Source organism: Pseudomonas sp. 05L36 (genome assembly GCF_056398125.1).
Genome location: NZ_JBFTOU010000009.1, coordinates 165,653 through 184,028, shown reverse-complemented (window position 1 = coordinate 184,028; position 18,376 = coordinate 165,653). Strand labels below are relative to the sequence as shown.

The window sequence follows — 18,376 nt, the reverse complement described above, 5'->3', positions numbered from 1 at the left end:
ATCTGTTTTGATGTTGATGATTCTTTGTAGGAGCAGCCGGTCGACGTTCGATTGCTCGCGATGGTCGTCAACGATAACGCGTGCATCCAGGATGAACGCGGTGTCCTTGAGTTTTTCGCGAGCAAGCTCGCTCCTACAGGCTCAGCATTACTTCGCTACTTTGCCCAATACGCGCAGGCGGCTCACACCACCATCCGGGAACACGTTCAGGCGGATGTGGGTGATCGGGCCCAGTGCCTTGATCTGCTCGGCGAAGGTGTGTTCGGCGTGCATTTCCAGCTTCTGGCTTGGCAGCAGTTCGCGCCAGAACAACGACTGGGTTTCGATCTGGCTGTCGGTACCGCCCTTCACGAACGCGCCCTGGATCGAGCAGCTGTCCGGGTAGTTGCCCTTGAAGTGCAGGGTGTCGACGATGACTTTCTCGACTTCGCCGGCATGGCCCAGCGCGACGATGACCCAGTCATTGCCCGGGGTACGACGACGCGCGGTTTCCCAGCCATCGCCCATGTTGATGCCGCGGCCCGGGTTGAGGATGTTGCTCATGCGACCGAAGTGTTCATCGGAGCAGGCGAGGGCGCGGCCACCGTTCAGAGCTGCAGCCAGGTCGACCTGCTCGTTGTCGCCGGTAGCGGACCAGTCACGGAACGGCACGCCGTACACGCGCAGACGGGCCACGCCACCATCCGGGTAGATGTTGAAGCGCAGGTGGCTGAAGGCCTGGTCGTTGTTGATTTCGTGGTAGTGGTGGCTGTTGCCTTGCAGCTCGACGGCAGACAGCACTTCAACCCACTGGGTGTTTTCGTTCGGCTCGCCTTCGGCCAGGAAGCAGGCTTCCAGGGACGCCGATGGCGGGAAGTTGCCGGTGAAGAATGAAGTGTCGATGTCGACGCCCTTGATCGAACCCGGTACGCCCAGGCGGATCACGGCGCTGTCGAAGCCTTCGAAGCGCTTGCGGCGCGACTCCCAGCCATCCATCCACTTGCCGTTGTCATCGAACACGCCCTCCTTCCATACGGCCGGGGTCGGTTGGAACAGACGGTTGGCGTCTGCGAACCAGTCATCGGTGACCGAGATGATTTTGGTGCCCAGGCGGGCGTCGGCCAGGTTGACGAACTTCTCGAAAGGTACGGCGTAAGCTTTCATTCTTCTTGTCTGCCTTTAAATAAGTGGCTTGGGATGCTTGCGAGGCTCTGGGTGTTTTCTGCGTTTAAGAACACTCAGGCCAGGCTTGCTATAGGGTCAGTAATCGGAACAGGGCGATCTTGTTGATCTGCGCCAGCGCGCATTTGAACTCGGTGTCGACCGGGTTGTGGATGCGCGTTTCGAACGCTGCGAGGATCTGATGCCGGTTGCTGCCTTTTACCGCCATGATGAAGGGAAACTTGAACTTGGCTTTGTAGGCGTCGTTCAGCTCGGTGAAGCGAGAAAACTCTTCGGCCGTGCAGTGGTGAATACCGGCGCCAGACTGTTCTTCAGTGCTGGCTGCGGTAAGCTGGCCCTGGACGGCAGCTTTGCCGGCCAGGTCCGGGTGAGCATTGATCAGATCAAGCTGGCTTGCGTGATCAGCACTCAACAGGATGTCGCTCATGCGCTGGTGCAGGGTTTCGATCTGGTCGATCGAGGCATCCTGGCCCAGGTCGTAGGCCTTCTCGGCCACCCATGGCGAATGTTCGTAGATGTCGGCGAAAGCGGCGACGAAGGCGTCGCGGCTCAGGGTCGAAGGTTTGACGGTTTGGAAGGTGCTCATTTGGCAGCCCCTGTGTACGGGTGGGTTTCTTGCCAGTGGCGCGCGATGTCGACGCGACGGCTGAACCACACCTGTTCATGACTTTTAGCGTATTCGATAAAGCGCTTGAGCGAAGCCAGACGCGCCGGACGGCCGATCAGGCGGCAGTGCAGGCCGATCGACAGCATTTTCGGTGCCTCGGCGCCTTCTGCGTAGAGCACATCGAACGCATCCTTGAGGTATTCGAAGAAGTCGTCGCCCTTGTTGAAGCCCTGGACCTGGGTGAAGCGCATGTCGTTGGTGTCCAGGGTGTACGGGATCACCAGGTGCGGCTTGCCGGTCGGGTTGTTCGGTTCCCAGTAGGGCAGGTCGTCGTCGTAGGTGTCGCAGTCGTAGAGGAAACCACCTTCTTCCATCACCAGGCGACGGGTGTTCGGGCCGGTGCGGCCGGTGTACCAGCCCAGCGGGCGAATGCCTGTGATTTCGGTGAGGATGCGGATCGCTTCGAGCATGTGCTCGCGTTCCTGGGCTTCGTCCATGTACTGGTAGTCGATCCAGCGATAGCCATGGCTGCAGATCTCGTGGCCGGCATCGACCATGGCGCGGATCACGTCCGGGTGACGCTGGGCGGCCATGGCCACGGCGAAGATGGTCAGCGGAATGTCGAATTCCTTGAACAGTTTCAGGATCCGCCACACGCCGGCACGGCTGCCATACTCGTAAAGGGATTCCATGCTCATGTTGCGCGCGCCTTGCAGCGGCTGGGCAGAAACCATTTCCGAGAGGAACGCTTCGGACTCTTTGTCGCCGTGCAGGATGTTGCGCTCGCCGCCTTCTTCGTAATTGAGTACGAACGACAGGGCAATACGGGCATTGCCCGGCCAGTGTGGGTGCGGAGGGTTACTGCCGTAACCGACCAGGTCGCGTGGGTAGTCAGCGCTCACTGCAGGCTTCCTTCTTATTCGATGATGACGGTTGGTGTGACGTAGCTGAAAACTGGATGGCAGGCTGGCGTCACAGCGATGGGCTGATTGTATACAACTTTATATTCACTTTGTAAGCCTGAATTTTCGCATTTTTCACCGACTGTCATCTTTTACTGCTATTGGCGTGAGCCTGCAAGAAATCTGCCTGAATGGTCAGTAATTTGATGAAGGGGTCATAGGCTGTGCGGTTTGGCGGGAAATCGACAGTAAATAGGCAGATGGCGAGGGTAAAGCGAAAAATGTCGTTTTTATTGTGTACAATTTTTTTGAAAAGTGTCTTAATCAGTCGCTCGCCGCAGCTTTTCGTGCTCCGAATCGGTGCGGTCTCCTTTTCAACTGACTTCGGGAGGCGCGAAGTCTGACTGCTCCACGCAGGCAGGCGCGCAGAATCAATGGGACGTTTGACTACACACGTTTTGGACGCAGCACACGGTTGCCCGGGCAGCTCGATCAAGGTCGAGTTGTACCGCGTTGAAGGATCGCACCTGGAATTGGTCGCCAGCGCGATAACCAACAGCGATGGTCGTGTCGATGCACCGCTGCTGCAAGGCGATGACTACCGCACCGGGGTCTATCAGGTTCAGTTTCATGCCGGCGATTACTACCGCGCCCGTGGCGTCAAGCTGCCGGAGCCTGCCTTCCTGGATGTCGTAGTGCTGCGTTTTGGCATCTCCGCCGAGCAGGATCACTACCATGTGCCGTTGTTGATTTCGCCTTACAGCTACTCCACCTATCGCGGCAGCTGATCCCCCAGGCAGCAGCTGCACCCTGGAAGCGACTGCGCATATAGCTTCTTTGGTCTTTCGCCCGCTCACACTGCGGGCTTTTTTTCGTCTGTAGGAGCAGCCGGTCGACGCTCGATTGCTCGCGATGGAGGCCCAGACAACGCGGGCATTCAGATGGCCCGCGTCATCGTTAACGTCCATCGCGAGCAAGCTCGCTCCTACAACGGTTATCGGCTCAGCAGGGACGCTGCACCCGCACCACTGAACAACCCCGCACTGATCCGGTTAAACCAGCTCTGCCCCTTGCCGCTGCGCAGATACCGCGCCGCACCATGGGCACCAAGGCCGTAGGCCAGTTTGCACAGCAGGTCGAGCACGGTCCAGGTCGCAATCATCACCAGCAACTGCGGCAGGAACGCTTGTTCGGCACTCAAGAACTGCGGCAGGAAAGCGGCGAAGAACAGAATGTCTTTCGGGTTGCTCGCGCCCAGCATGAACGCGCGGCCGAAAAGTGCGCGAAAGCGCGGCACTGCTGCAGCTTGAGGCACTTCGGCGCCATGGGAAGGCTGGCGCGATTGCTGCCAGCTCTGCCAGGCGAGATAGAACAAGTACAACGCACCGACGATTTTCAAGGCGCGGAACAACTGTTCCGATGCCAGCAGCAACGCGCCCAGGCCCAGCGCCGAGGCGCTCAGCAGGCAGATCGAGGCAATCACGCCACCCAGAAACGCCGGGTAGGAGCGGACCAAACCGTAATTCAGGCTGTTGCTGATCATCAGCAAAGACAACGGCCCCGGGATCAGGATCACTATCAGCGCAGCGCCGCTGAACAGCAGCCAGGTTTCCAGACTCATCACTTTCCTCCATTTGCACAAAAGCCCCACCCGACGGGGTGAGGCTGTTTTCAAGCGGGTCCCGCGTAAGGTTTACAGGAAGATGAACTTGGCGATGAAGATCGCGCAGAGCACCCACAAACTCACGGAAATTTCCTTGTACTTGCCGGTACCGGCCTTCAGCGCCACGTAGGTGATGAAGCCCAGCGCGATGCCGTCAGCAACCGAGAAGGTCAGTGGCATCATGATCGCGGTGACGATTGCCGGAATGCTGTCGGTGGCTTCGTCCCATTCGATGTGGGCCATGCCGCCCATCATCAGCATTGCCACATAAATCAGTGCGCCAGCGGTGGCATAGGCGGGAATCATGCCGGCCAATGGTGCGAAAAACATTGCGGCTATAAATAGCACACCAACGGTGACTGCGGTAAGACCAGTCCGACCACCAGCGGCCACGCCGGCAGCACTTTCTACATAGCTTGTGACCGGCGGAACACCGACCACTGCACCGAATACGCTGGACGCACTGTCGGCTTTCATCGCGCGGGAGAGGTTTTCGATCTTGCCGTCAGCGCCGACCAGGTTGGCGCGCTGGGCAACGCCCATCAGTGTGCCGGCGGTGTCGAACATGTGCACGAAGAGGAACGCCAGGACCACGCTGATCATGCTGACGTTGAACACGCCGGCGACGTTCATGGCCATAAAGGTAGGGGAGAGGCTCGGCGGGGCCGACATGATGCCCTCGTAGTGCACCAGCCCAAGACCCCAACCGGCGAGGGTCACGGTGATGATGCTGATGAGGATCGCGCCGAACACCTTGTGGTAGCTGAGGATGGCGATCATCAGGAAGCACACGGCGGCGAGCAGCGGGCCGGGTTCGCGCAGGGAGCCGAGCTTGATCAGGGTAGCCGGGCTATCGACGACGATACCCGCGGTTTTCAGACCGATCAGCCCCAGGAACAGCCCCACGCCGGCGCCCATGGCGAAGCGCAGGCTGACCGGGATGCTGTTGAGCAACCATTCGCGGATCCGCGAGAAGGTCAGGATCATGAACAGCACACCGGAAACGAACACCGCACCGAGGGCGGTTTCCCAGTTGTAGCCCATGGTACCGACCACGGTGTAGGTGAAGAAGGCGTTCAGCCCCATGCCCGGTGCCAGGCCGACCGGCCAGTTGGCGTACAAACCCATCAACAGGCAACCGAGTGCCGCGGCGATGCAGGTGGCGACGAACGCCGCACCGTGATCGATCCCGGCATCGGCCATGATGTTGGGGTTGACGAAGATGATGTAAGCCATGGTGATGAAGGTTGTCAGACCGGCAATCAGCTCGGTCTTCACCGTGGTGCCATGCAAGCTGAGTTTGAACAGACGCTCCAGCAAGCCATTGCGTAATGGCGGCGAGAGTTCCAGCGTCGATGCTTCGGATTTGCGGCTTTCCACAGCGAATACTCCTCAAGAGTTTTATTGTTATTTCCAGGGCCGGACCCATGAGGGTGGCAGCGGCCCTTTGAGGCACTTGCGAATTTGTTGACCGCTTGGTCAGGAACTCGCACGAAGTGGATTATGCTTTTGTATACAAATAATGCAAATAATGTTTTTGGTTTTGTTGACGATTTTTTTGGAGAAGGGGATATATCGTCTGTTCGGACGCTATCGAAAGCCGGCTTGCGCGGCAGCTCCTACGGCAGAAACGCCGGTCAGATTTTTTGTTGGTTCTCCCCCAACGCCAGATTCACCGCCAGCCACCCGTTTACCGCCGTCTCCCCAGCCTCGCCGAATACTCTCTCCAACAATTTCACCTGCTCATGGCGCAGCGCCTGTTCAAACCGCGCGCCTTCGTCGGTCAACTCCAGCAGACGCTTGCGCTTGTCAGTCTCGGACGCGACGCTCTCGACCAGATGCATCTCCAACAATTGCCGCAACGGCATGTTCAGCGCCTGCTTGCTCACGCCGAGCAACGCCAGCAGCTCCTTGACGCTCAGGTTCGGATAGCGGGCGATGAAAAACACGATGCGCTGATGCACCCGACTCAGGCCGCGACGTTCGAGCATTTCATCGGCCTTGGCGGTGAAGGCCTGGTAGCCGAAGAAAAACGCTTCCATGGCTTGCTGCTGGGAAAGCGGGTTTTTAAGGTCAAGCATATTGACGTATCCGTTCGAGGAGGCGTAATTTCGGTCAACAAGTTTGACTCATTTTCCACATGCCTCGCTACCGGTGATCCCCATGGCTTTTTCCGAACGTGTCTCGCGCCTTAAAAGTTCTTTGATCCGTGAAATCCTCGCCGCGGCCCAGCGTCCGCAGATGATGTCGTTTGCCGGCGGTCTACCGGCCGAAGCCATGTTGCCGAAGGTCGATTGGACCGAGATGCCGGTTTCCATGGGTCAATACGGCATGAGCGAAGGCGAACCGGCGCTGCGTGAGGCGCTGGCCGCCGAGGCGCGGGCGTTGGGAGTGCCATGTGAGGCGAGCCAGGTACTGGTGGTCAGCGGCTCACAGCAGACCCTCGACCTGGCCGCCAAGCTGTACATCGACAAGGGCACCGAGATCCTGCTCGAAGCGCCGACTTATCTGGCGGCGTTGCAGATTTTCCAGCTGTTCGGCGCCGATTGCCTGACCGTGCCGCTGGAGGCTGAGGGGCCGAACCTGGCGGAGCTGCGCGTTTGCCTGGAACAACACCGACCGGCTTTCATCTACCTGATCCCGACCTTCCAAAATCCATCGGCGGTGCGTTACAGCGAAGCCAAGCGTGACGCGGTGGCGGCGTTGCTCGATGAATTTGGCGTGACGCTGATTGAAGACGAGCCTTACCGCGAACTGACCTTCGACGGTGGCAGCGCCACACCGATCGTCAGTCGCTTGAAGAAGGCCAGCTGGATCTACACCGGCACCGTGTCGAAAACCCTGCTACCGGGTTTGCGCGTTGGTTACTTGATTGCCAGTCCGGACCTGTTTCCCCATCTGTTGAAACTCAAGCAATCGGCGGATTTGCACACCAATCGGGTCGGCCAATGGCAGGCACTGCAATGGATCGGCAGCGAGAAATATCAGCAACACCGCAGTGAGTTGCGTGATTTTTATCGGGGGCGACGGGATGCGTTTCAGGCTGCGCTGGAAACTCACTTCTCCGATCTGGCGGACTGGAACGTACCGCAGGGCGGGTTGTTTTTCTGGCTGAAACTCAAGCAGCCGCAAGACACCCGCACCTTGCTCAACGCCGCGCAGGCCAATGACGTGGCGTTTATGCCGGGCGAACCGTTCTTCCCCGAGCCGGATAATCATCCGGGGTATCTGCGGTTGAACTTCAGCCATATCGATCCGGCGCGGCTGGATGAGGGACTCAAGCGATTAGCGGCGGTGGTGCGACAGGCGCAGGCAGTGCAGGCAGCCTAGAAACAAATAAACCGGCGCAAGGGCCGGTTTATTTTTGCCTGGAGATTTGTGGTGGCTGTAGTGGCCTCATCGCGAGCAAGCTCGCTCCCACAGGGGGGCTGTGGTGTGCACAAAACCTGTGGGAGCGAGCTTGCTCGCGATGGCGTCAGTCAGATCACCACAAAAACATCAGGCTGCAGCAAATCGCTTGTCCAGATAATCAATGATCACCTTGGACTCGTACATCCAGGTGGTCTGGCCATTCTCTTCAATGCGCAGGCATGGCACCTTGATCTTGCCGCCTTGCTCCAGCAAGGTCTGGCGATCCTGTTCGTTGTTCTTCGCATCGCGAAGAGCCACCGGCACATTCAGGCGGCGCAGGGTGCGGCGGGTCTTCACGCAGAACGGACAGGCGTGGAATTGATACAGGGTCAGACCCTTGGCGGCGGATTCGACCTGGGCCTGAGCGGCGGCGGGGCGCTTTTTCTTGCTTGGACGAGTAATGAAGTCGATGAAAATGATCAGTTGGCCAAGGCCGACACGAAGCGCTTTTACGAACACGTTGAAAGCCTCACGGTGCTAATGAATAAGGGCGCGCAGCTTACCTGATTTTTTGCAGACGAAAAAAAACCGGCGATGAACGCCGGTTTTCTTCGTGCCGCGAATTACTTGATGAGGCTGAGGAATTCGCTGCGGGTCGCGGCGTTCTCGCGGAACTCGCCGAGCATCACCGAGGTGATCATCGTCGAGTTCTGCTTTTCCACACCGCGCATCATCATGCACATGTGCTTGGCCTCGATCACCACTGCAACGCCCAGGGCGCCGGTGACTTGCTGGACCGCGTCGGCGATCTGGCGGCTGAGGTTTTCCTGGATCTGCAGGCGACGGGCGTACATGTCGACGATCCGCGCCACCTTCGACAGGCCCAGGACCTTGCCGCTCGGGATGTAGGCGACGTGAGCCTTGCCGATGAACGGTAGCAGGTGGTGTTCGCACAACGAGTACAGCTCGATGTCCTTGACCAGCACCATTTCGCTGTTGTCGGAGCTGAACAGGGCACCGTTGGTGACCTCTTCCAGTGTCTGTTCATAGCCGCGGCAGAGGTACTGCATGGCTTTGGCGGCACGCTTGGGCGTGTCGAGCAGGCCCTCGCGGGAGACGTCCTCGCCCAGTTGGCCAAGGATCGCGGTGTAATTCTGTTCCAGGGACATGAAACTACCTGTGGGATTTTACGCAAAGGTCAAGGGTACGGTGGCGGACACGACGCTGCAAGCGTAGCGCGTCAGCTTTACTCGTCACGACCTTCCATCATGGTGCGTTTGAGCATCACATAAACCGCGCCGGCACCGCCGTGTTTCGCCTGGCACGAGGTGAAGCCGAGCACCTGTGGATGCTGGCGCAGCCAGGTGTTGACGTGGCTTTTGATCATCGGCCGCTTGCCATCCAGGCGTACCGCCTTGCCATGGGTGACGCGTACACAGCGGATTTCGAATCGGGTGGCTTCGGCGAGGAACGCCCAAAGGGTTTCCCGGGCCTTTTCCACGCTCATGCCGTGCAGGTCGAGGCTGCCTTCGAACGGAATCTGTCCGACTTTGAGCTTGCGCATCTGGCTTTCCTGCACGCCGTCACGCGCCCACATCAGCTCGTCTTCAGGGCCGACGTCGATGACGAACTGATCGGACAGCCCGTCTACGGTGGTGGATTCGGTGCGCACTGTGGCCGCTTGGCGCAGCATGGCAATCTGCGCGCGGTCAGCCTTGGGTTTGCCGGTTTCGGCGCGATCGTGCCTGATTGGCTTGACGCCTTGGATCGCGCTTTTGAACAGGGAAAAATCGTCGTCTTGCATGTCAGCCTCCGCGAAGGGCGGCCAGTTTACCCAACTCGAAGCGAATCGGGCGCGACAAAAACGCGCGCGACGCTTGGCTCAGTCGTGTTTTTTCATCAGGTGCGGCGACATGGCCAGTTCCCGCGACTGGCGCGAGCGACGGCGGCAACGGCGCCATAGCCACACGCCGAGGTACAGCACGAACAGGCCGATGACCAGGATCACGGCAGCACCGGCGCGGCTGGTGTTCAATTCACCCAGGGCGGGTGCGTGGCCGAGCAGGCTGGCGACACCGGCCATGACAAGCAACACACCGCACATCGCCAGCAATGCCGCGAACGTCGCGCCGATTCGAAAACGCCAGTTGCTTTGGCCTTTGGGTCGCAAGCGGCGAGCGTCAAAACCATCGGATAACTTCATTCCGACCTTCCTCAATGGGTATCGGCCCTTCGACCGGGAGTTGACCGGGATGTTCCTGAGGCTAAGACAATTACGGCAATTGAGCGGTTTTTGCGGATGAGCGGCATGCCAGGCCGCTCATTGAGCGTCGATCAGATCAGTTCCCGGCTCAGGACGAGGGTGGCGAAATTATCCGCCATGATCGCCATTTCTGTCTGATGAACGTGTTCGGCGCTGAGCACGCCGCCCTTGTATGGCAGGTCGCGGGTGGCGCAGGCATCTTCCACCAAGGTGCAGCGAAAGCCCAGGTTCTTGGCGGCGCGCACGGTGGTGCTGACGCTGGAGTGGCTCATGAAACCGCAGACGATCAGGTCAAGGGCACCGAGGTCTTCCAGGCGTTTGGCCAGTTCGGTGCCGTGAAAGGCGCTTGGTAACAATTTGCCGATGACGGTTTCATCGCTCTGTGGCTCCAGGCCCGGAATGAATTCACCACCTACGCCCTGGGGGTTGAACAACCCGCCGAGCGTACCGAGGTGGCGGACATGCACGATCGGCCGGCCGGCGGCGCGGGCAGCGGCGAGCAGTTGCTTGATGTTCGCGACAGCTTCATCCATGCCGCTCAGGGCCAGGGGACCGCTGAGGTATTCTTTCTGGGCATCGATGATGACCAGCGTGGCATGGCTCAGATTGGCCGCTGCATAGCCGCGACCGCTGAGTTGAAACATCGTTTTTGGAACAGACATTCTGGGGCTCCTTGGAGTGGGGCTTTTGCGACATTGTCCTCTGGCTGAGCGGTTCTGTGAATCGCTACGATCGTAGGTGCCGTCGTTGCTGGCCTGTAGCCTTGTCAATAGTCGCATTTTGTTCAATAGCCTGGCGAAAAAACGGATAACTCCTACATTTGAATCGGTAGTTTCCCGCGTCGTCGTAACGTCGTTTGACTGGTAGAATCGCCCGTCGATTTTTCTGGAGTTTGCCGTCGTGATCACTTCCCGCCTTCGCACCCTGCGTGACCATATCCGTTGGGCCGTCAGCCGCTTCCATGGGGAGGATCTGTTTTTCGGCCATGGCACCGACAATGCCTGGGACGAAGCCCGGCAATTGGTGTTGGGTGCGCTGCACCTGCCGTGGGAAATCGCCGACAGCTACCTCGACTGCAATCTGGAAGAAGACGAAGTGGTCCACCTGCAGCTTTTGCTCAAGCGCCGCATCGAAGAGCGGGTGCCTACGGCGTATCTGTTGGGCGAGGCCTGGTTCTGCGGCATGTCGTTCATCGTCGATGAGCGCGTGCTGATCCCGCGTTCACCCATTGGCGAGTTGATCGAAAACCGTTTTACCCCATGGCTGGCTAACGAGCCGGCGCGAATTCTCGACCTGTGCACCGGTTCCGGTTGCATCGGTATCGCCTGCGCCTACGAGTTCCAGCGTGCCGAGGTGGTGTTGGCGGACCTGTCGTTCGAAGCGCTGGAAGTAGCTAACCAGAACATCGAGCGCCACGGTGTCGATGAGCGTGTGTACACGGTGCAGGGCGATGGTTTCGAGGGCTTGCCGGGACAACGTTTCGACCTGATCGTGTCGAACCCGCCCTACGTCGATGCGGAAGATTTCGCTGACATGCCGGACGAATACCAGCACGAACCGGAGCTGGGCCTGGCCTGCGGTGACGACGGTTTGAACCTGGTACGGCGCATGCTCGCCGAAGCGGCGGATCATTTGACCGAGAAGGGCTTGCTGATTGTTGAAGTGGGCAACAGCCAGGTGCACGTCGAGGCGTTGTACCCGGAAGTCGACTTCGCCTGGCTGGAGTTCGAGCGTGGCGGCCATGGTGTGTTCATGCTGAGTGCGCAGCAGTGCCGGGAGCATCAGGCGTTGTTCGCTTCCCGCGTCTGACCTTTGTAGGAGCGAGCTTGCTCCGGGCGGCGTTCCGACGATGGACCTGAGAGCGATGTGTTTATCCAGAAAGCACGCGTTATCGTTAACGTCCATCGCGAGCAAGCTCGCTCCTACAAGAAATGACCGCACCGCCGATTACCGGTGCGTGGCAATCCAGATCAGCAATCCCGCCTGAAACACCGCGAACGCCACCAGACAGGTGATGGTGAAACGCAGCCCGGCGTCTTCGCGTTTGTACTTGCTGACTTTCTCTTCGTGTTTCTTGAGTTTGACTTCCTGCTCGGCCAGGTTCTGCTCGGCTTGCTGGAGCATCTGCGCCGCCTCGAGGATCTCCACGACCTGCAGTTTTTCGCTGTTCCAGTCGCCAGAAAGGTCGCCGACCTTGACCGGCTTGACGCTGCCTTTCAAATGTTGGGCATCGGCATACACCACGTCGAAACCGTGCACGCGCAAAAAGTGATCGCGGCGCAGGCGGGTGTCTTCGTTCAGCGCATCCTTGTTGTTCAGGTCAAAGCCGTCGACGGTGTAGGTCGGCCAGCGTTTCTTCGCCCAGTTGATGCCCTGGGCCGCCAGGTAGCGGCCAATGCCACGGTTCAGCGGTTCAACCTGCAAACCGCTGTCCGGGCCGAAATGCACGCGCTTTTCGGCGTGATCGACCCACACGTCCAGATGATTCTGTTCCTTGCGCACACGCTGGCCGGGCAGGGTGATGCTCATGCGCATCAGGCTGCGCGCCTTGTCGTTGCGCTCGGCGTAACCTGATTCGACAAAGCGCAATGGGCGCCCGCCCGTGTTGCGGTCAGTCTGCAGCGGTGCCAGACGGAGCATCTTGTGGTGCTCGACGTGGACGTCCGCCCAAGGCAGCTCGACCGCTGGCGGTGCGTCAGTTTCAGCGCTGGTGTCGGGTGAAGTCTGGGTATCAGTCATAACGGCGAGATCCTGTCCAAGCTCAGCGTGTCGCCAACCAATGTGGCGGCGACAAAGGCTTATCGGCCGTTTTTCCCAGGACTGGAGGGTAAAGAGGGGTCAACTGGTGCGAAGTCCGTCAATAAACCCGAGGATTCGCGTGCCCAGTTCCGCTGCCAGGGGCAACTGCGGGTCCTTATAGGAGGCCATCTGGCGTTTGACGTCGTTGGGCACGATGCGCATGACGTGGTTCATGCCCTCGATCAGCGCCAGTTCGGCGTCCGGTTTGGCGGCCTTGAGCAGTCTTGCGTCATTGACGCCGACCTGGATGTCGTTGCTGCCCTGGATGATCAGCGCCGGCATTTTCAGCTTGGCAAACGCCGCGGCCGGGTCCTGGCGGAACAGGGAAATCAGGTACGGCTGCACGCTCGGGCGGAAAATCGCCTGCAACGGTGGCGGCACATTGTCGTCGGGTTTCCCGGCCTTGAGGCTGTCGAGCAATTCATTGCTGCGCAGCATCAGCGGTGGAGGCAGGCGATTGCCCAGTTGCTGGCGGATGACCTGATCAACCGGCCTGGCGCTGCCGGAGACAGAAATCACCGCGTCGGCATCGATGCCCGGCGCAGCGAGGCTGGCGATCAAGGCGCCTTCGCTGTGACCCAGCACGATCAGTTTGCCAAAACGCGGATCGGTCTTGAGCTTCTGACCCCAGGCTTCGGCGTCGGCCACATAGGCTTCCACCGTCAGATTGCGTTCGTCCGGCGTGGCGGCCAGGCTTGCGGCCACGCCGCGCTTGTCGTAACGCACGCTGGCGATGTTGTGTTTGGCCAGCACCCAGGCCAGGCGCTTGAGGCTGTCATTGCGCCCGCCGTCGGCGTTGTTTCCGTCGCGATCCGTAGGGCCGGAGCCGGAAATGATCAGGACAACCGGCACAGGATTGTCGGATTTTGGCAGTAACAGCGAGCCGAAAAGCTCGCCGGTGCCCGTATCCAATGTGATCGGTCGTTGCAGGACAGTCGCCTGGGCGAAGCCGGAAATCAGGGTAAGGCTCAAGGCAAGAACTCGCAGCATCATCGCGCCATCATCCAGAAGATGCCAGTTGGACTCACAGGCACCCATAAGGTTCGAGGATGAACTACTTGGGTAGCCTGCGTATACTGGCGCGCATTACGTATTCAGGTTCATTTCACGGAGCGTCCTGCATGTCCGGCAATACCTACGGCAAGCTGTTCACTGTCACCACCGCGGGCGAAAGCCATGGTCCGGCGTTGGTCGCCATTGTCGACGGCTGCCCGCCGGGCCTGGAGATATCCCTGGAGGATCTGCAGCGCGACCTGGACCGCCGCAAACCCGGCACCAGCCGCCACACCACCCAGCGCCAGGAAGCCGACGAAGTCGAGATCCTCTCTGGCGTGTTCGAAGGTCGCACCACTGGCTGCTCGATCGGCCTGCTGATCCGCAACACCGACCAGAAGTCCAAGGACTACTCGGCGATCAAGGATCTGTTCCGCCCGGCCCATGCCGACTACACCTACCACCACAAGTACGGCGAGCGCGATTATCGCGGCGGCGGTCGCAGCTCGGCCCGGGAAACCGCGATGCGCGTCGCGGCCGGTGCGATTGCGAAAAAGTACCTGGCCAGCCAGGGCATCGTCATTCGCGGCTACATGAGCCAGCTGGGGCCGATTGAAATTCCGTTCAAGACTTGGGAGTCGGTCGAGCAGAACGCCTTCTTCAGCCCGGACCCGGACAAGGTGCCTGAGCTGGAAGCCTACATGGACCAGTTGCGCCGCGACCAGGATTCGGTCGGCGCGAAAATCACCGTGGTCGCCGAAGGCGTGATGCCGGGTCTCGGCGAGCCGATCTTCGACCGCCTCGACGCCGAACTGGCCCATGCGCTGATGAGCATCAACGCGGTCAAGGGCGTGGAAATCGGCGCCGGCTTCGCCAGCGTCGCCCAGCGTGGCACCGAGCACCGCGATGAAATGACCCCGCAAGGTTTCCTCAGCAACAACGCGGGCGGCATTCTCGGCGGTATTTCCTCCGGGCAGCCCATCGTTGCGCACCTGGCGCTGAAGCCAACGTCGAGCATCACCACGCCGGGCCGTTCCATCGACATCCATGGCAACCCGGTGGAAGTGATCACCAAGGGCCGTCACGACCCGTGCGTGGGCATCCGCGCCACACCGATTGCCGAGGCGATGATGGCCATCGTGTTGATGGACCACCTGCTGCGCCACCGTGGGCAGAACGCCGATGTGCGCGTGAGCACGCCGGTGCTGGGTCAGCTTTAATGGCTGACCTCGCAGCCGCTGCGGTTTGACAGGCGTGGCGGCGCTCCCGTACTGGCGGCTCTCCAGTTTCTATCTGTTCTATTTCGCCTTGCTCGGTTCGACAGCGCCGTTCCTGGCGCTGTACTTCGATCACCTCGGATTCAGTGCCGCGCGCATCGGCGAGCTGGTGGCGATCCCGATGCTGATGCGCTGCGTGGCGCCGAATATCTGGGGCTGGCTGGGCGACTACACCGGTAGGCGGCTGGCCATCGTGCGCTTTGGCGCGGTGTGCACGCTGCTGACGTTCTCGCTGATTTTCGTCAGCAAGACCTACGCCTGGCTGGCCATGGTCATGGCCTTGCATGCGTTCTTCTGGCACGCGGTGTTGCCGCAGTTCGAAGTCATCACCCTGGCGCACTTGCAGGGCCAGACCTCGCGCTACAGCCAGATTCGCCTGTGGGGCTCGATCGGCTTCATCATTACCGTGGTCGCGCTCGGGCGTTTGTTCGAATGGCTGAGCCTGGACATCTATCCGGCGGCGCTGGTGTTGATCCTGTCCGGTATCGTCCTCAGCAGCCTGTGGGTGCCGAACGTCCAACCGGCACCGGGCGCCCGGGTGGCGGGGGAGGGTTTCCTCAAGCAACTGCGCAACCCTGGCGTATTGGCGTTTTACGCCTGCGTGGCGCTGATGCAGATGAGCCACGGGCCGTATTACACGTTCTTGACCTTGCACCTTGAGCGCCTGGGTTACAGCCGTGGCGTGATCGGCATGCTCTGGGCGGTCGGCGTGGTCGCCGAAGTGCTGATGTTTCTGGCCATGAGCCGGATTCTTGCCCGCTTCTCGCTGCGCCGGGTGCTGATGGCCAGTTTTCTGCTGGCGGCGTTGCGTTGGCTGTTACTGGGCTCGCTCGCAGAATTTCTTTGGGTGCTGTTGTTCGCCCAGGTGTTGCACGCGGCAACCTTCGGCAGCTTTCACGCCGCTGCCATTTCATTCGTGCAACGTAGTTTCGGTGCGCGCCAGCAAGGCCAGGGTCAGGCGTTGTACGCCGCCCTGGCCGGCACCGGTGGTGCATTGGGCGCGTTGTATTCCGGCTACAGCTGGAATGCCCTCGGTGCGGCATGGACCTTTAGTATTGCCAGTCTCGCAGCCGTCGCGGCTGCCGTTATCATTGCCACACGTATGCAAGAGGACAGGCCATGAGCCTTACCCGTGAACACCTCGCCCAGGAAATCATCGACGCCGGGCGTTTTCTGTATGGCCGCGGCTGGTCGCCGGCCACCAGCAGCAATTACTCGACCCGCCTGTCGCCGACGGAAGCCTTGCTGACCGTGTCCGGCAAGCACAAGGGGCAACTCGGCATGGACGACGTGCTGGCCACTGACCTGTCGGGCAACAGCCTGGAACCGGGCAAAAAGCCGTCCGCCGAAACCCTGTTGCACACCCAGCTCTACAGCTGGCGCCCTGAGATCGGTGCGGTGTTGCACACCCATTCGGTGAATGCCACCGTGCTGTCGCGCCTGACGCCGCAAGACTTCATCGAGTTCGAAGACTACGAGCTGCAAAAAGCCTTCAGTGGTGTGACCACCCACGAATCCCGGGTGCGGGTGCCGATTTTCGACAACGACCAGGACATTGCGCGCCTGGCCGCCAAGGTGCAGCCTTGGCTGGACGCCCATCCCGATTGCGTCGGTTATCTGATCCGTGGCCACGGCCTGTACACCTGGGGCGCGCGCATGAGCGATGCCCTGCGGCAGATCGAGGCCTTTGAATTTTTGTTCGAGTGCGAGTTGAAGATGCGCTCGCTCTTTAAAGCATGAACCGTTAAGGAGTTGCCCTGATGAGCAGCCTGTCCGTCTATCACGTCTCCAGCCCTGAGATCCCCAACAAGGTGCTGACCCATTTCGAAGACATCGCCTCGACCCTGGCCGAGCAGGGCGTGCGTTTCGACCGCTGGCAGGCGGCGGCGAAGATCCAGCCGGGCGCCACTCAGGAAGAAGTGATTGCCGCCTACCAGGAGCAGATCGACCAGCTGATGACTGAGCGCGGTTACATCACCGTCGACGTTATCAGCCTCAACAGTGATCACCCGCAAAAAGCCGAACTGCGCGCCAAGTTCCTCAACGAACACCGCCATGGCGAAGATGAAGTACGATTTTTCGTCGCCGGCCGTGGCCTGTTTACCCTGCACATCGACGATTACGTCTACGCGGTGCTCTGCGAGAAAAACGACCTGATCTCGGTGCCGGCCGGCACCAAACACTGGTTCGACATGGGCGAACACCCGCATTTCGTCGCGATCCGTCTGTTCAACAACCCGGAAGGCTGGGTGGCCAATTTCACCGGCGAAGACATCGCCAGCCAATTCCCGCGCCTGGAGGACTGAGTCGATGCCGATCAAAGCGATTCTCACCGACATCGAAGGCACCACCAGCGCGGTGAGTTTTGTGTTCGACGTGCTGTTCCCCTATGCCGCCAAACACTTGCCGGCGTTTGTCCGTCAGCACGCCGAGCGCGCCGATGTGGCGGAGCAACTGGCTGCCGTGCGCCGCGACAGCAATGAGCCGGACGCCGATGTCGAGCGCGTTGTCGAGATCCTGCTGGGCTGGATTGCCGAAGACCGCAAGGCCACTCCGTTGAAAGCGTTGCAGGGAATGGTCTGGGAGCAGGGCTATCTGGCCGGGCAGTTGAAGGGGCACGTGTACCCGGATGCCGTTGACGCGCTCAAGCACTGGCATCAGGACGGTTATCAACTTTTTGTTTATTCGTCCGGTTCGATCCAGGCCCAGCGGTTGATCTTCGGCTGCTCGGAGGCGGGGGATTTGACACCGTTGTTCAGTGGTTACTTCGACACCACTTCAGGGCCCAAGCGCGAGGCGCAGTCCTACGCCAACATTACGCAGGCGATTGAGGTCGAGGCGGCACAGATTCTGTTTTTGTCGGACATCGTCGAAGAACTCGAGGCGGCGCGTGCGGCGGGGATGGCCACTTGCGGGTTGGCCCGTGAGGGCGGTGAACTGGCAGGGCATGTCACCGTGGACAGCTTTGCGCGGATCGATCCTGCCGCCTTCTAAGCACTACACAACTTGTAGGAGCGAGCAGGCTCGCTCCTACAGTGTTTTTCCACAATGTTTTTTACAGCGAGTGATAGGTCGGCAGGGCAAACCGTTGCTGGCTCTGCAGCATGGAAATCTGCGGCAATTCGCTGGCCTGTTCAGCGAGGTCACGGCGAATCGCGCTGATGACCCAGGACAGTTGATCGCCATTGTGCAATTGCTGGTAGGAGATCGAGCGCATGAATTCTCTGCCGTCGGCGCTGCGCAAGGTCAGCAGAATCCCGCCATCAGGGCGGTCCTGGGTAGTGACTGCGAAGTTGGAGAACAAGGACGAAAATTTTTCCTGGATAAGGCTCATGTCGTTCAGCTCCGTGATGACTTGAA

Annotated in this window: 22 protein-coding genes; 8 read left to right on the top strand and 14 right to left on the bottom strand. The window is 60.0% G+C overall.

Annotation, left to right across the window (positions count from 1 at the left end; translation table 11 throughout):
• Window positions 1-147: 147 nt before the first annotated feature.
• From alc to puuE, 3 genes are all read right to left on the bottom strand, one after another.
• Window positions 148-1,143, bottom strand: coding sequence for an allantoicase (gene alc, locus AC1DKH_RS12890; protein WP_008048382.1), 996 nt, complete (start codon window positions 1,141-1,143; stop codon window positions 148-150).
• An 88-nt stretch (window positions 1,144-1,231) separates the two neighbouring features.
• Window positions 1,232-1,747 carry a 2-oxo-4-hydroxy-4-carboxy-5-ureidoimidazoline decarboxylase gene (gene uraD / locus AC1DKH_RS12885; protein ID WP_477798345.1) on the bottom strand — a complete coding sequence of 172 codons (516 nt, stop codon included), beginning with the start codon at window positions 1,745-1,747 and terminating at the stop codon, window positions 1,232-1,234.
• Window positions 1,744-2,670 carry an allantoinase PuuE gene (puuE, locus tag AC1DKH_RS12880; RefSeq protein ID WP_477762428.1) on the bottom strand — a complete coding sequence of 309 codons (927 nt, stop codon included), beginning with the start codon at window positions 2,668-2,670 and terminating at the stop codon, window positions 1,744-1,746. The genes uraD and puuE overlap by 4 nt, the downstream gene beginning before the upstream one ends.
• Before the next feature lie 434 nt (window positions 2,671-3,104).
• Between puuE and uraH the strand changes: the two genes are divergently transcribed.
• A complete protein-coding gene (gene uraH / locus AC1DKH_RS12875; RefSeq protein WP_007974925.1) occupies window positions 3,105-3,458 on the top strand; it encodes a hydroxyisourate hydrolase in 354 nt (117 codons plus the stop codon).
• 206 nt (window positions 3,459-3,664) lie between these two features.
• Here uraH and AC1DKH_RS12870 read toward each other — a convergent pair whose 3' ends face one another.
• From AC1DKH_RS12870 to AC1DKH_RS12860, 3 genes are all read right to left on the bottom strand, one after another.
• On the bottom strand, window positions 3,665-4,291 hold the full coding sequence (locus tag AC1DKH_RS12870; protein WP_477754847.1) for a LysE family translocator: 627 nt from the start codon (window positions 4,289-4,291) through the stop codon (window positions 3,665-3,667).
• Window positions 4,292-4,363: 72 nt separating this feature from the next.
• Complete coding sequence (locus AC1DKH_RS12865; RefSeq protein ID WP_477798344.1) at window positions 4,364-5,713, bottom strand: NCS2 family permease; 1,350 nt, start codon at window positions 5,711-5,713, stop codon at window positions 4,364-4,366.
• A gap of 257 nt (window positions 5,714-5,970) precedes the next feature.
• Window positions 5,971-6,414, bottom strand: coding sequence for a MarR family winged helix-turn-helix transcriptional regulator (locus AC1DKH_RS12860; RefSeq protein ID WP_477798343.1), 444 nt, complete (start codon window positions 6,412-6,414; stop codon window positions 5,971-5,973).
• A gap of 82 nt (window positions 6,415-6,496) precedes the next feature.
• Between AC1DKH_RS12860 and AC1DKH_RS12855 the strand changes: the two genes are divergently transcribed.
• The gene (locus AC1DKH_RS12855) at window positions 6,497-7,663 is read left to right on the top strand and encodes an aminotransferase-like domain-containing protein (protein WP_477798342.1); all 1,167 of its coding nucleotides are present in this window, start codon (window positions 6,497-6,499) and stop codon (window positions 7,661-7,663) included.
• A 168-nt stretch (window positions 7,664-7,831) separates the two neighbouring features.
• Here AC1DKH_RS12855 and AC1DKH_RS12850 read toward each other — a convergent pair whose 3' ends face one another.
• The 5 genes from AC1DKH_RS12850 to AC1DKH_RS12830 form a co-directional block, all read right to left on the bottom strand.
• Window positions 7,832-8,203: a glutathione S-transferase N-terminal domain-containing protein gene (locus tag AC1DKH_RS12850; RefSeq protein ID WP_150724597.1), complete on the bottom strand. Its 372-nt coding sequence runs from the start codon at window positions 8,201-8,203 to the stop codon at window positions 7,832-7,834.
• A gap of 104 nt (window positions 8,204-8,307) precedes the next feature.
• On the bottom strand, window positions 8,308-8,853 hold the full coding sequence (folE, locus tag AC1DKH_RS12845) for a GTP cyclohydrolase I FolE (RefSeq protein WP_007988130.1): 546 nt from the start codon (window positions 8,851-8,853) through the stop codon (window positions 8,308-8,310).
• A gap of 77 nt (window positions 8,854-8,930) precedes the next feature.
• On the bottom strand, window positions 8,931-9,488 hold the full coding sequence (locus tag AC1DKH_RS12840) for a Smr/MutS family protein (RefSeq protein ID WP_477754183.1): 558 nt from the start codon (window positions 9,486-9,488) through the stop codon (window positions 8,931-8,933).
• A gap of 78 nt (window positions 9,489-9,566) precedes the next feature.
• Complete coding sequence (locus AC1DKH_RS12835; protein ID WP_477754182.1) at window positions 9,567-9,887, bottom strand: hypothetical protein; 321 nt, start codon at window positions 9,885-9,887, stop codon at window positions 9,567-9,569.
• A gap of 131 nt (window positions 9,888-10,018) precedes the next feature.
• Window positions 10,019-10,609: a cysteine hydrolase family protein gene (locus AC1DKH_RS12830; protein WP_477798341.1), complete on the bottom strand. Its 591-nt coding sequence runs from the start codon at window positions 10,607-10,609 to the stop codon at window positions 10,019-10,021.
• Between the two features lie 238 nt (window positions 10,610-10,847).
• On the opposite strand from AC1DKH_RS12830, the gene prmB reads away from it, so the two are divergent.
• The gene (prmB, locus tag AC1DKH_RS12825; RefSeq protein WP_477754180.1) at window positions 10,848-11,756 is read left to right on the top strand and encodes a 50S ribosomal protein L3 N(5)-glutamine methyltransferase; all 909 of its coding nucleotides are present in this window, start codon (window positions 10,848-10,850) and stop codon (window positions 11,754-11,756) included.
• 138 nt (window positions 11,757-11,894) lie between these two features.
• Here prmB and AC1DKH_RS12820 read toward each other — a convergent pair whose 3' ends face one another.
• Both AC1DKH_RS12820 and AC1DKH_RS12815 read right to left on the bottom strand, forming a co-directional pair.
• Window positions 11,895-12,686: a hypothetical protein gene (locus AC1DKH_RS12820; protein WP_477762423.1), complete on the bottom strand. Its 792-nt coding sequence runs from the start codon at window positions 12,684-12,686 to the stop codon at window positions 11,895-11,897.
• Window positions 12,687-12,785: 99 nt separating this feature from the next.
• Window positions 12,786-13,784: an alpha/beta hydrolase gene (locus AC1DKH_RS12815; protein ID WP_477798340.1), complete on the bottom strand. Its 999-nt coding sequence runs from the start codon at window positions 13,782-13,784 to the stop codon at window positions 12,786-12,788.
• 83 nt (window positions 13,785-13,867) lie between these two features.
• Between AC1DKH_RS12815 and aroC the strand changes: the two genes are divergently transcribed.
• From aroC to mtnC, 5 genes are read left to right on the top strand one after another with little or no spacing between them, the layout of a single operon-like run.
• On the top strand, window positions 13,868-14,959 hold the full coding sequence (gene aroC / locus AC1DKH_RS12810; RefSeq protein ID WP_477798339.1) for a chorismate synthase: 1,092 nt from the start codon (window positions 13,868-13,870) through the stop codon (window positions 14,957-14,959).
• A 34-nt stretch (window positions 14,960-14,993) separates the two neighbouring features.
• Entirely contained in the window at window positions 14,994-16,139 is a 1,146-nt protein-coding gene (locus tag AC1DKH_RS12805; protein WP_477798338.1) for an MFS transporter, read from the top strand.
• Window positions 16,136-16,756, top strand: a complete 621-nt coding sequence (locus tag AC1DKH_RS12800) for a methylthioribulose 1-phosphate dehydratase (RefSeq protein WP_477798337.1) — start codon at window positions 16,136-16,138, stop codon at window positions 16,754-16,756. The genes AC1DKH_RS12805 and AC1DKH_RS12800 overlap by 4 nt, the downstream gene beginning before the upstream one ends.
• Window positions 16,757-16,776: 20 nt before the next feature.
• Entirely contained in the window at window positions 16,777-17,322 is a 546-nt protein-coding gene (locus tag AC1DKH_RS12795) for a 1,2-dihydroxy-3-keto-5-methylthiopentene dioxygenase (protein ID WP_477798336.1), read from the top strand.
• Window positions 17,323-17,326: 4 nt separating this feature from the next.
• Complete coding sequence (gene mtnC / locus AC1DKH_RS12790) at window positions 17,327-18,010, top strand: acireductone synthase (protein ID WP_477798335.1); 684 nt, start codon at window positions 17,327-17,329, stop codon at window positions 18,008-18,010.
• 61 nt (window positions 18,011-18,071) lie between these two features.
• On the opposite strand, the gene AC1DKH_RS12785 is transcribed toward mtnC, so the two are convergent.
• Window positions 18,072-18,350, bottom strand: coding sequence for a DUF3509 domain-containing protein (locus AC1DKH_RS12785; RefSeq protein WP_108219055.1), 279 nt, complete (start codon window positions 18,348-18,350; stop codon window positions 18,072-18,074).
• Window positions 18,351-18,376: the final 26 nt, after the last annotated feature.